At 55.2% G+C, this 12817-nt stretch carries 8 protein-coding genes; 4 read left to right on the top strand and 4 right to left on the bottom strand.

Annotation, left to right across the window (positions count from 1 at the left end; all coding sequences use genetic code 11):
• The first annotated feature begins 77 nt into the window (after nt 1–77).
• Entirely contained in the window at nt 78–326 is a 249-nt protein-coding gene (locus tag HNV11_RS12030) for a hypothetical protein (protein WP_171739894.1), read from the top strand.
• Between the two features lie 26 nt (nt 327–352).
• Here the strand turns inward: HNV11_RS12030 and HNV11_RS12025 are convergent, their stop codons facing one another.
• From HNV11_RS12025 to HNV11_RS12015, 3 genes are read right to left on the bottom strand one after another with little or no spacing between them, the layout of a single operon-like run.
• Nucleotides 353–1558 (bottom strand): ATP-grasp domain-containing protein, encoded by a 1206-nt coding sequence (locus tag HNV11_RS12025; RefSeq protein ID WP_171739893.1) that lies wholly within the window; start codon nt 1556–1558, stop codon nt 353–355.
• Between the two features lie 39 nt (nt 1559–1597).
• On the bottom strand, nt 1598–3106 hold the full coding sequence (locus tag HNV11_RS12020) for a leucyl aminopeptidase family protein (RefSeq protein WP_171739892.1): 1509 nt from the start codon (nt 3104–3106) through the stop codon (nt 1598–1600).
• A gap of 13 nt (nt 3107–3119) precedes the next feature.
• Nucleotides 3120–4193: an alpha/beta hydrolase gene (locus HNV11_RS12015; protein ID WP_171739891.1), complete on the bottom strand. Its 1074-nt coding sequence runs from the start codon at nt 4191–4193 to the stop codon at nt 3120–3122.
• 386 nt (nt 4194–4579) lie between these two features.
• Between HNV11_RS12015 and HNV11_RS12010 the strand changes: the two genes are divergently transcribed.
• Nucleotides 4580–5932 carry a vanadium-dependent haloperoxidase gene (locus HNV11_RS12010; protein ID WP_171739890.1) on the top strand — a complete coding sequence of 451 codons (1353 nt, stop codon included), beginning with the start codon at nt 4580–4582 and terminating at the stop codon, nt 5930–5932.
• A 68-nt stretch (nt 5933–6000) separates the two neighbouring features.
• Here the strand turns inward: HNV11_RS12010 and HNV11_RS12005 are convergent, their stop codons facing one another.
• Complete coding sequence (locus HNV11_RS12005; protein WP_171739889.1) at nt 6001–7857, bottom strand: M61 family metallopeptidase; 1857 nt, start codon at nt 7855–7857, stop codon at nt 6001–6003.
• A gap of 108 nt (nt 7858–7965) precedes the next feature.
• Between HNV11_RS12005 and HNV11_RS12000 the strand changes: the two genes are divergently transcribed.
• Both HNV11_RS12000 and HNV11_RS11995 read left to right on the top strand, forming a co-directional pair.
• A complete protein-coding gene (locus HNV11_RS12000) occupies nt 7966–11034 on the top strand; it encodes a tetratricopeptide repeat protein (RefSeq protein WP_171739888.1) in 3069 nt (1022 codons plus the stop codon).
• A 92-nt stretch (nt 11035–11126) separates the two neighbouring features.
• Nucleotides 11127–12812, top strand: coding sequence for a TonB-dependent receptor (locus HNV11_RS11995; RefSeq protein ID WP_171742161.1), 1686 nt, complete (start codon nt 11127–11129; stop codon nt 12810–12812).
• The last annotated feature ends 5 nt before the right edge of the window (nt 12813–12817 follow it).

Genomic DNA, 12817 nt, shown 5'->3' with positions numbered 1-12817 from the left:
TGCCTTCGCGCTGTGGTCTGCGCTTGTATCTTTGTTAATCGACTCATTCAGGAAATCTTCTCACGTTACCCCACGCTATGCGTTTCGTTCAGGACATTCCTCATCCCCAGTTCCGTATCGGGCTTTACGCATGGAACGGCAAATATATCGTCAAAATTGAAGCCGGTCCCTACGAACAGACCTACAAGATCAGCGAAATGGATCTGACCAGCGCCGGGGACGTACCGGCCATGCTCGATGACGCCTTCCTGGCACGCGTAGCCCAACGCTTTGCCGATATGGATACCGACTGGACAGCTACTGGCGAACGTAACGACGTACTTTGACAGATAGTGCGAGGTCAGTCACTACTTTATCGGCTTTCGGGTACGGGCGCCGACGCATGGAATTCCGAGTAAATCCGGTGCATGTACGCATCGAGCAGTTCCCGGACCCGGACCGGGTCCTCCGAGCGGACAATCAGCCCAACGTGATGCTCACGGTCCATCCGCCAGTAGATTTCCGGGTCGGTAAAGCTGGCTAGATCCGGCCACTGCTGACGCGCCAGCGAAACAATCAGTCCGGCATATTGAGGGTCTACAACGGGCGGCTCGTAGGTTTCTTCGCGCGCAACGGCGTTTTCGAGACGCGCCCACTCACGCCAGAGGTTCACTCCCGTAGCGGCTTCGACCATCTCGGCAATGTGCGCGCCCCCCACTCGGGAAGATGTTTCCAGAAAATACAGTTCGCCGTCGTGATCGCCCTGGATATACTCCGAGTGCGAAGCGCTGTGGCGCATCCGAAAAGCATCCAGCACCTGTTGGTTGATGGCATACAGACCAGCTATTTCGGGCGCTTCCGGTGCCAGGCTCATCGTTCGGAAAACCCCTCCCCCGTGGGCCACTTCCATGGGCGTAGCCAGGTACTGACTGGCGCGGGTGAATACAATACGCCCCTCGTACGACAGCGAATCCACGTGATATACCCGCCCGGGTCTGAACTGTTCGATCAGGTATTCATGCCGCCGGTCGCCCAGACTATGGATGACCTCCCAGGCCTCTTCGAGCGAGTGTACCTTTCGGATGCCGGTGGCCGAAGCCTCCGATCGGGGTTTAATTAGCCAGGGAGCTTCCGTACTGCGCAGAAACTGGGTAATGCTTTCGTCGTGAAATAATGAACTGAAGGCCGGCACACGAATCCCCTCCGCCGACGCCCGCATCCGCATGGCTAGCTTGTCACGGAAAAACCGGGCGGTTGTCTGGCCCATACCGGGAATGCGGAACGTTTCCCGAACGAGAGCCGCCTTTTCCACGTCAAAATCATCCAGGGCGACGACCCGGTCGATCCGGCGCGAGCGCATCGCGTAGGCAAGGCCCGCCACCATCCGGTCCAGATTCTCGGTTGAATTGCTCGGCGAAGCCAGATAGAAAACTTCATCGATCGCTTCATGCGGCCAGGGCTCATGAGCTAATTTATGATCGGTCAGCAGATAGACCGTATTGCCCAGCGCTTTGCAGGACCGCATAAACTCCTGGCCCTTGAAATAGGACGCAATGCATAAAAACGTCAGGGAAGTCATCGCCGTTTACCAGTTTAGTCCGAAACAATTCTTTGTGTATTAATAACCGGACTTGGTTTCGGAGTGTTTTGCGCTTAACCGGCGCAGGTAATCGACTAGCAGCCGAATTCCGAACCCGGTTGCGTTTTTCTGCTGGCCAAATTCCGTATCGGCAAAGGCCATTCCGGCAATATCTAGATGCGCCCAGGCCGGATGCCCCTCGGCAAAAACCTCCAGAAACTTGGCCGCACTGATTGAACCGGCAAGGGGTTTACCGCTGAAATTTTTTACGTCGGCGACGTCGGACTTTATATCCTCCTTATACGCATCCCAGAGCGGCATCCGCCAGAGCCGTTCGCCGGTTTCGTTGGCAGCGGTTATGAGCTGCGCGGCCAGCTCATCGTTCTGGGTGAATAAGCCGGCGGCATGGTAGCCCAGGGCGGCAATAACGCTCCCCGTCAGCGTAGCCAGATCGATCAGCACGTCGGGCTGAAAGTTTCGGATCATGTAGCCCAGTCCGTCGGCCAGAATCACCCGCCCCTCGGCGTCGGTGTCAATGATCTCGATGGTTTTGCCACTGTAGGCCGTCACGACGTCGCCGGGCTTGGTCGAGCGACCGTCCACGCTGTTTTCCGTGGCCGGTACGATCCCGATCAGATGAACGGGCAGCTTCAGCCGGGCAGCCACTTCAATGGTGCCCAGTACGGCTGCGCCCCCCCCCATGTCGCTTTTCATCAGGTGCATGTTCGCCGAGGTCTTGATCGATATCCCACCCGTATCAAAGGTAACGCCCTTACCCACCAGCCCTACCCTGGGCCATGCCGGCTGGGCTGACGGGTCGTCCGGCTGGGGTGTATACTCAGCAATGATTAATACGGGGGCTACTTCACTGCCCCGCGCGACGCTGAGCAGCGCGCCGAGACCCTGTTCAGCCAGGGCGTCGGCATCCAGTACCGTCACCTTGTACCCATGTGCCTGTCCGGACGTCAGCGCCCAGTCAGCCAGCGTTTGCGGATTTTTGTAATTGGCCGGAGCATTCATCAGATCCAGCATCTGCCGCTGCGTCTGCGCCAGCACCTCGCCCCGCATCAGAGCGGCCTGCGCCGTTTCCTGCTCAGCAGGCGTGGTTAACACTGTTAACCTGCCTTCTTCGGCGTAAAAAGCCGATAGGTCAGTCTTGTCCGTCTGGTATAGCCGCAGGTCGTAGCCGCCCCCGAGCACCCCCAGCACGACGGATTCTGCAACCGCACCGGCGAAGCCCGTCAGGTCGATAGTTACCGCAAGAGGCAATTTTGTCTTCTGGGTAAAGAAAAGTTTTCGGAACGTCCGCAACCAGTCCAGCGACCCCGGTTCTTTACCAAGTCCGAGCAGAAAGACCCGGCTGCCATCGGGTTGATACTGAGAAAACAGTTCGTTGGGCTCGGCTTTAAAATCAGCCTGAAGTACCCGCGTGGGCAGGCCAACGGAATCGGCCAGGCGAGCCAACTGCTCCAGTAAGCCATCCGTTTGAGCAACCGGAATAATCAGCACATCGGCCGGACTCGAATGCGTTTGCAGTGAAATAATCATGAACGAGAATCAATTAATAAAACAACCATTCAACCGCCTTGGGAAACTCGCGCGCCCAGTGGGCTTCCTGATGGGTACCCGCCGGATCGACGGATAAATGAACTTCCACGGACTGGCCGCTCTGAGGCTGTTTCAACAGGGACTCATTCAGCCGCTGAATATTCGGCACCATATAACCCGATTCCTGTTCGCCCCCGTACACATAAACCTTCATGGGCTCGGGGGCCTGAAACTGGATAGCATCGAAATAGATTTTCGGAGAAATCCAGAGCGAAGGCGAGAACACCATCAGTCGGCCGAACACATCGGGGTGCATCAGTCCGGCATAGATACTGATCAGGCCACCGAGCGAACTGCCGCCGATACCCGTATGGGCCGCGTCGGGCCGGGTCCGCAGGCTGGCGTCAATCACGGGTTTAAGCTCGCGCCGGATAAAATCCAGGTATCGCTGGCCTTTGCCTTTACCGGCGCGGGTCCGGTGCAGGGTAAACTCGCGGATGCGTTCATCGTAACCGTGGTCTATCGATACTAAAATAACCTCGTGATGACCCCGGGCCGCCAGCAGGGCCATTTTCTGGTCTACCGCCCAGGTACCGTAGCCAGCGCCTTCACCGAACAGGTTCTGTCCGTCGTGCAGGTACAGCACGGGATAGCGTTTGTCGGTTCGCTCGTAATCGTGCGGCAGCAGCACGTGAATCCGGCGGGCAGTACCTAGTTGGGGAGCGGCAAACTCAGCGCTGAGCAGTTCAATTCTGGGCAGCAGTTCCGGATTAAACGGCATGCCGAACCAGCGCCAGTGGGCAACGTAATCCTGTACCAGCCCCGCATCAACGGCGACCTGCCGGTTCGGAACCCCCTCGCCGGACACACTCAGTTCCACCTGCTCCCAGCCGCCTTTAGTGTATTTATACTCGATGACATCGGGAAGCGTAAGGCCCTCCAGCGTCAGACCATATTGACCAGGCCCCAGCGACTCAAGCCGAAACAGGTCTGAATTGGGTATCCAGTCGCAGAAATTTCCGGCAACAAATATGGGTCGGTCGTCAATGACCGGCGTAGTTAATTCAAATCGTAACGTTGATGACATGTACTGGATTAATAAAGGCAAAGGTACGACGGCGTCCCGAAAGCCTTTATCTCAAAAGTGATTTTGACGGGCTTATGTTCGAAAACCGTCGGTCAACTAAGCGAATCGACTTATGGCATTTATAACACAAGTGAGCAGCATCAAGCAATAACACTATTTTATAATGTTCTTATTAATAGCTCATTATGTAAATATGAATAAATGTTTACTTTAAGTAATACTCTTTTTCAGGATTGACTCTGGTGGCTGTTAACCGCCGATAAAGGCGGACGGATCGTCCATGCCTATCCTGGCTCTGTTTCCTGCATAGATTCCAGCAACGACTAAATAGCCGGGGCTCTGCCTGGCAGTGTCCACGCCATTAATTTCAAAATCCCCATACGAGAATGCTGAACGTACTGAATGAATGGAATGAAGTGCTCCTGGAGGCTATCCGCCAGACGAAACCCGGTCCGCCGATTGTTGCCCGCTCGATTGCCATTGTATACACCAGCGTGTACGATGCCTGGGCCGCCTACGACCCCGTTGCCAAACCGACGCAACCCGGTATTCCCCAACGGCCATCGGCTGAAAACACCTCACCTAATAAGGAAACGGCCATCCATTATGCCGCCTTCCGGGCTTTAGCCGATCAGTTCTCGGCGGCAAGGTCCCTCTTTGTTGATCGAATGGTGTCACTGGGTCTGGACCCGACGAATAACTCAATGGCCCTGAACACCCCGATCGGTATTGGCAACAAAGCGGCAAGTATAGTATTGACCTTCCGCCAAACCGATGGTGCCAACGAAGCCGGAAACTACGCCGATACCTCTGGATATGTCAGCGTCAATCCGCCCCTGAACCCGCTTTTCCCTTCCACGGTTGACGATATTCCCCATCCCGACCGATGGCAGAAACTGGTCTACTTAACGAGTGAGGGTCGGCCAGCCTCCCCTGATTTTATTGCGCCCCACTGGGGCAATGTCATTCCCTTTGCGCTTACGTCGGGCAGCCAGTTTCGGCCGGGTCAGCCCGAGCCGTTAACGTCTCAGGGATTTCTGGACCAGGCGAAACACATCATCGAGGTGCAGGCGAATCTTACCCCTATTCAACAAGTAATTGCCGAATACTGGGCCGATGGGCCGAGGTCCGAATTGCCGCCTGGTCACTGGATGATTTTCACTGCCTTTGTGGCAAACCGGGACCATCTGGACCTGGATGCAAGCGTAAAGCTCTTCTTTGCGGTCTCTAATGCTATTTTTGACGCATCTATTGCTACCTGGGAAGCCAAACGGTTTTATGACTATTGTCGGCCTATCACGGCCATCCGGCATTTATTCCGGGGAAAAACGATCCGGGCCTGGGGCGGTGCCGGGCGGGGAACCATCGATATACAGGGAGAGAACTGGCGAACCTTTCAGGTGAATACGTTTCCTACCCCGCCGTTTGCTGAATACACTTCCGGCCACAGCGCGTTTAGTATGGCGGCTGCCGAAGTGCTCAGGCGATTCACGGGAAGCGATACGTTCGGGTACTTTTATCTGCAAACCAGGCCCCTTTCGGCTGACCCATCCGTCGATGTTATTGGGTTGGCGATGCGCTGGAGTTCGTTTACGCAGGCGGCTCTGGAGGCCGGCGAATCCCGATTATACGGAGGGATACACTTTTATGAAGGAAACACATCAGGGCTCCAGTTGGGTCGCCAGGTTGGCGAACAGGCTTTTCAAAAAGCCCAGCACTACTGGACTGGAACCATCTGAAACCTAGCTCAAATACAAGGGGGACGCTGATCAGGGTCCCCCTTGTATTTAACACCTGGTTATAACTCTTATTGAATAAACAGCCATTTCTCAAACAAGGCTTTCTGCTGCGGGGTCTGATTCGGCAGCGGCTGCAGGCGGTAGCTGACCAGCGGGTTGGCCGTCAGGGTAACTGGAATCTTACGAATCAGCCCGGCGCGGTTAACCAGAATAGTCAGTTTGTCGCCAATGCGCCGACCGCTGATGAGCCGCAGCAGATCGTCGCCCACACGAACGCTGTCGACGGAAATAATTTCGTCGCCTACGTTCAGACCGTCGGTATAGGCCGCCGATCCGCGACGGACGCTCGTTACGATGGACTTGCCATTCTGAACCGTCGTTCCGGCGCCTAAAAACCCATCCTGGGTCCGGGCAGCCACGTTGGTCAGTTGCAGGCCAACCGGCTCGAAATACGCGTTATAGTTGATCGGCGCTGCGCTGTTGACGCCGACAGTAAAAAAGTCGTCGAGTTTGCGGCCGGCTGTCTGTTCGGCAGCCCGGCGGAACTCTTCGTCGGTAAAGCCGCGCTTCTGCTTCTTGTAATACTCGGTATACAGATACCGCATCAGATCGTCCAGGTTCCGCTCGCCGTTGCTGCCCGCCAGAATGGCCAGGTTCAGCAACGAACCCAGCACGGAGCCTTTGCTGTAGTACGAAATGGTCGTGTTGGCCGAGTTTTCGTTCGGTCGGTACCCTTTGATCCACGCGTCCCAGCTCGACTCGGCTGCTGACTGCAGCCGGACTCCCGGCTGATTTTCAATCTGGGTGATGTCGTTGGCGACGATGCCCAGGTAAGCCTCCGGCGTATGAAAACCCGCCCGGCGCAGGATATAATCTTCGTAGAACGAGGTACAGCCCTCCGATAGCCAGAGCATATGCGTGTAGTTCTCATTCTCGTAGTCAAACGGTCCCAGCGCGATGGGCCGGATGCGTTTTACGTTCCAGAGATGAAAGTATTCATGGGCCACCAGCGTCAGAAACCCTTTGTAATTGGATTCGGTGGCATAAGCATAGCGCGTGGTTTCAAGCGTTGTGGAGTTCAGATGCTCCAGACCGCCCCCGCCCGGCGGAATGTGGTGGACAATGAACAGATAATCCTGACAGGGGTGCTCCCCCACGACCGACGCGGCTGTTTCGCAGACGCGTTTGTAATCGGCAGCCAGGCGCTGAGGGTTATACTCTACCTCGCCAAACATGGCCACCGTATGCGGAATACCGGAGGCCGTAAACTGAAACGTTTCGTGATTCCCGATTTCAATGGGTGAGTCGACCAGGATATCGTAGTCGGCGGCTTCGTAGGTAAAATTCTGGCCCGCTACCGGCTTCAGACCCGTCGCCACTTTCTTCCAGTCTTTATAGGGCTGCACCACTACCCGATGGGGCTGGTTCTTCAGGGCGTCGTGAAACATGAACATGCTGGCGGGCGTCACGTAACCATGATCACTATCGACGAAACTCGTCCGGACGGTCAGTTCGTTGGCGTACACGCGGTAACGAATCGTCAGGTTGTCGTCGCCGGAATAAATACGCCAGGCGTTTTTACGGATCTTCTCGCTCGGCACGGGTTTCCCACTGGCCGTTGCCGTAAAGGCTTCTACATTTTTAGCGTATTCCCGGATCAGATACGACCCCGGCGTCCAGACCGGCATCTTGATATCGACGTACCCATTTTTTTTCGCCTGGGTGACGGCAGCTATATTTCTGAGCTGCATTTCTACGTCAAAATAATGGGTCTGCGGCTCCGGCATGGCCAGCAGATAAGTAATCGTGGGCGAAGCCGCCGATGGGTCGATATCGTCAGCAGGGTTACGGGCAGCAAAAACGTTGAGCGGAGCAAAAAGAGTCCAGACAGTAAGTAAATACAGCAGCTGGGTGTTTTTTTTCATACGGAAACAGAAATACCTTCGTTTTTTGTCCAGATTTGGATGGTAATTTGCCAATTTGTCGGCGAAACTACGACGCATTCCAAGCATTCACAACCGTTGATTTTGTTTATGCCCTATTCCCAATCCCAACCAGGTCAACCTCAGTTCCTCCCGGTTCCCGGCAACTGGCTGCTGTTTCTGACCCTTGGGCTACTTACGGCACTGTCGGCTTCGGCCCAGCGCACCCAGAGTCATTCCGAACCTGACTATCACTACCGCAACGGCCTCGAACTGTTCGAAAAGAATAACTATGCGGCTTCCCGTTATGAATTCCGCCAGTATCTCGAACCCCGCCGGGGCGATGGCACGCGGACGCTGCTGAATACCAATGATCAGAACACCGTTGAAGCCGAATACTATATTGCCCTGACGAGTCTGTATATCGATGAGCCCGGAGCGGAAGTACTCGTGGACCGGTTTGTCAAGAATCACAGCCAGCATCCCAAAGCCGGGCAGTTATACGGCGATTTGGGCACGTATTATTACACCCGACAGGATTACGCGAAAGCCATCGGGTTCCTGGAGAAGGCTGTGGCCCAGGGGGGCAGCAGCGCCCGCCAGACCGCCTATAAATACCAGCTGGCGCTCGCGTATTACAATACGCAGGATCTGCAGCGGGCCCTGCCCCTGCTGAATGAAGTCAAGCTCGACCCGAATTCGGCCGATGCGCCGGCTGCGTCCTATTATGCGGGGGTGATCAATTTCCGCAACCGTAACTACAACGAGTCCGTAGCGGATTTCCGGCGGGTGGAGAACAACCCGACCTACCAGAACGAGGTGCCCAACTGGATTGCCCAGGCGCTGTATCGCCAACACCGGTTCGACGACCTGCTCGCCTATACCGAGCCGCTGCTTCGGCGGAATAACGGCCGGGGCCTGAACGAAGTCGCCCTGTTTACGGCTGAAGTGTATTACCAGCAGAATCAGTTCGCCCGCGCTATTCCCTTTTACCGGCAGTATATTAACGCGACGGGCACGAAAGCGCCGGGAGCCGTTAAGTTTCGGTATGGGCAGTCGCTCTTCCGCACGGGGTCTTACAACGATGCCATTACGCAGCTCAAGCCGCTGGCTAGTGGCAAGGATACCACGGCGCAGTATGCTGCCTATACGCTGGGGGTGAGTTATTTGCAGACGCAGAACCCTACCTATGCCCTGACGGCCTTTGACCAGGCCGGTCGTCTGTCGTTCAGCCGCGAGATTCAGGAGGAAGCCCGCTTCAATCACGCCAAACTGCTGGTTGACCAGAACAACGGCGCCGAAGCCGTTAAAGAACTGACGACTTTCCTGAAACAATACCCCGACAGCAAGTTTGAGAACGAAGCGAACGAGCTGGTCGGCGAAGCGTATTTCGCTTCAAATAATTACCCGGCTGCCATCGCCTATATCGAGGGGCTGAAGCGACGGACCCCGAAAATCAACGCGACCTACCAGCGCCTGACCTATAACCAGGGCGTCAACGATTTTAACGCCGAGCGCTACCCGCAGGCCGTCGCCAACCTCGACAAATCGCTGCGGTATCCGGTCGACCCCGAGATGCAGCAGGCCGCCCAGTTCTGGAAAGCCGAAGCCTATTCGGCTGGCCGACAGTACGATACGGCCATCCCGCTCTACGCCAGCATTGCCAAAAGTAACGCCGGCGAGTACGCCACCCGCAGTCTGTACGCCCTGGGCTATGCCTATTATAACAAGAAAGATTACAACCGCGCCCTGCCGTATTTCCGCGATTTTGTGAGCCGGGGGGCCAGTTCGGCCGACCGGGCGCAGCTCCTGGATGCCACCATCCGACTGGCCGATACGTATTTTGCCAACAAGCAGTACGAGAACGCGATGCGGTATTATGACCAGGCCATCGCTCAGAACGCCCCGGACAAGGATTACGCATCCTACCAGAAAGCGGTGATCCTAAGTTACGTCGGTCGCGACGCCGAAGCCAAAGCCCAGTTCGATCAGGTGCAGCGACAATATCCCAACTCACGGTTTGTCGATGAGGCCTTGTTTCAGACAGCTAACGTTGATTTTGAGAAGGGCGCCTATCAGGTGGCTATCCGGGGCTTTACGAAGCTGATCCAGGATAAGCCTAACAGCACCCTCGTGCCGGCGGCCCTGCTGAAACGGGCCATTGCTTACGGGAACCTGCAGCAGTACGACCCCGCCGTAGCTGATTACAAACGGATTCTGGACAATTACGGTGATTCGGATCAGGCGCAGAGTGCCCTGCTGGGTATCCAGAACACGCTGAATGACGCCGGTCGGCCGGAAGAGTTTTCGCAGGTACTGGGGCAGTATAAAAAGGGCAACCCCGGCAGTACGGACGTGGAACGGGTGCAGTTCGAAAATGCCAAGAACATTTTCTTTAACGAGAAATACCCGCAGGCCATTCAGTCCCTGATAGCGTTCATGCAGGAATACCCGGCCAGTCCGAATACCAACGAGGCCCGCTATTATCTGGCCGAATCGTACCGTTTGACCAGTGACCCCACGAACGCCCTGCGCTATTACAACCTGATCATCGCCGACAACCGGTCCGATTATCTGGTACGGGCTGCCACGCGTGCTGCTGAACTGGAAGCCCAGCAGAAGAATTACCCACGCGCTATTCGGAATTACCAGTTCATTATCAACCGCGCCAACGACAAAGCCGCGCAGGTAACGGCGCAGCTGGGCCTGATGGATACGTATTTCATCGTCCCCAAACCCGACTCGGCGGCCATTATCGCCCGGGAGGTTATAGCGGCCGGAAACGTGGTACCGGGTGCTCAGAACCGGGCGCAGCTGATGCTGGGTAAGGTGGCCTTCGCCAAAGGCGATTACAAAACGGCGCAGGCTGAATTCGATAAGACAATTGCCCTGGCTAAAGACGTGAACGGTGCCGAAGCACAGTATTACCTTGGTGATATACTCTACCGACAGAAAAAATACAAGGAATCGGTGGCGACGCTGCTCAAATTCAATGAGCAGTTCGCGGATTTTGAATACTGGAAAGGCAAAGCCTTCATTCTGGTCGCCGATAACAACGTTGCCCTGGACGAACTGGCACAGGCTAAAGCCGTCCTGAATTCCATCATTGAAAACTCGACCAACGAAACCATTATCGCCGAAGCCAAACAAAAGCTGGCGGGTCTCGAATCGAAAAACTAATTATGAAGAGCGACGGCGGAAAAGGGCTGATTGGCAAGGTGTTATCGCCGGTTTCGCCCTCTTTTCCCGTCATCGCTCATCCTGTTCCCATCATGATCAGACGTCCTTCATATACCCTTCTGCTTCTGCTTCTCTCCACGGCGCTCTTTGCCCAGCAACAGCCGCGCCCGACGCGTCCCACCCGGGAGGGCGAAATCGACAATCAGGAAATTACCGTCGAGAAGAGCCGAAAGATTGAACTGCCGCCCGCCAACCGGCTGTTCAACAAGATTCCGTCGGTTAAACCTTCCGCTGAGCAGCGGAAGCTCACCTACGAGTTCGAAGATCGTAAACTAACCGTGGGCGACCCGCGCATCAACACGACGGTGCTTCCGCCCAGCACGACCCAGCCCGACGCCACGCCCGCCTACAACAATTACGTAAAACTGGGCGCGGGGAACTACAGTTCGTTTCTTGGCGAAGGGTTCGTGGGTATCAACAACCTGTCGAACGTAGCGTTGGAAGGATCGGTACGCCACCTGTCTTCCGCCATTGGGCCGGTCGACGGTAAGAATTCGGCGCAGAGCGACACGCGGGTGCGGGTGACAGGCAAGCTGCTGACCGACGCTTTCAAGCTTCAGGGCGACCTGGGCTTTGATCGCAACACCTATAACTTCTATGGCTACAGCCGGGAATACGCAGCCGAGACCGGGTTTAATCCGGAACTGATCAAACAACGGCTCAATACCATCAACTTCCGGGTGGGTATTGAAAACGCCAACACTGAAAACGCGATCGACTATTCGCTCCGCACCGGCATTACGTCCCTGCGCGACCGCTTCAACGCGGCCGAAACCGACTGGGCTACCAACTTCAATGGTTCGCTGGGAATTACTGACAACGTCTTTGCTCTGGTGGCAGCCGATGCCTACGTTACCCAGCGTTCGGATGGTAGCCTGGTGGACAACCGGAACCTGTTTCGGGTGAAGCCAACCTTTAAGTACGCGTCGTCGTTCTTGACCGTAACCGCCGGGATCAACGCCGTTAACCAGACCGACCGTCGGCAGGGCATTAACGACACCAGGGCCTTTCCGGTTCTTGATATTGATGTGGTTCCCGTGAGCAATATTCACTTTTTTGCGGGCATTGACGGCGATATTAATCGGAACACGCTCCGCTCCTTACTCCTTGAGAATAAATGGCTTGCGCCCCAGGTCGTTTTAGCTAACACTGTTAAGTTGATGGATATTTACGGTGGATCGAAAGGAAACCTGGGCGGAGGGTTCGCCTACGAAGGGAAAGTTTCCTTTGCCCGCTACCGGAACTTCTCTACCTTTAACAACACCATCCCGGACACCACAAAATTCTTTGTTTTATACGACGGGGGGGTATCGCAGGTATTGACAATTTCGGGGCAGATCGGGTACGCGCAGAAAGATAAGTTTCGCTCGACACTTAAAGCCGACTTCTTCCGCTATGGTCTGGATCGGCTCGAAGAGGCCTGGGGCCGTCCGCGACTGGCCGGTACCTGGACGAATTCATACATTCTGAATAAAAAATTATTCGTTACGGCCGATTTGTATTTTTATGAGGGGATAAAAAATAAAAACTTTACGTCTAACGTAACCTACACCTTAAAACCCATCTACGACGCGAACCTGAAAATTGACTATTTCCTAGGAAAGCAGGTTTCAGCGTTCGTGTCGTTAAATAATATCTTTAGTCAGAACTACCAGCGCTATTTGTATTATCAGGTCCAAGGGCTTAACTTTCTCGGAGGAATCAGTTATTCGTTTTAATCCGC

The organism is Spirosoma taeanense (assembly GCF_013127955.1).
GTDB classification, from domain to species: Bacteria; Bacteroidota; Bacteroidia; order Cytophagales; family Spirosomataceae; genus Spirosoma; species Spirosoma taeanense.
Note: the sequence above shows the minus strand (reverse complement) of the source record. Positions and strands in the feature narration are given on the sequence as shown.

Bases quoted from the DNA above. Each gene is read 5' to 3' on its own strand.
- HNV11_RS12000 (WP_171739888.1), top strand. From the start codon at position 7,966: ATGCCCTATTCCCAATCCCAACCAGGTCAACCTCAGTTCCTCCCGGTT.
- HNV11_RS12005 (WP_171739889.1), bottom strand. From the start codon at position 7,857: ATGAAAAAAAACACCCAGCTGCTGTATTTACTTACTGTCTGGACTCTT.
- HNV11_RS12030 (WP_171739894.1), top strand. From the start codon at position 78: ATGCGTTTCGTTCAGGACATTCCTCATCCCCAGTTCCGTATCGGGCTT.
- HNV11_RS12020 (WP_171739892.1), bottom strand. From the start codon at position 3,106: ATGATTATTTCACTGCAAACGCATTCGAGTCCGGCCGATGTGCTGATT.
- HNV11_RS11995 (WP_171742161.1), top strand. From the start codon at position 11,127: ATGATCAGACGTCCTTCATATACCCTTCTGCTTCTGCTTCTCTCCACG.
- HNV11_RS12010 (WP_171739890.1), top strand. From the start codon at position 4,580: ATGCTGAACGTACTGAATGAATGGAATGAAGTGCTCCTGGAGGCTATC.
- HNV11_RS12025 (WP_171739893.1), bottom strand. From the start codon at position 1,558: ATGACTTCCCTGACGTTTTTATGCATTGCGTCCTATTTCAAGGGCCAG.
- HNV11_RS12015 (WP_171739891.1), bottom strand. From the start codon at position 4,193: ATGTCATCAACGTTACGATTTGAATTAACTACGCCGGTCATTGACGAC.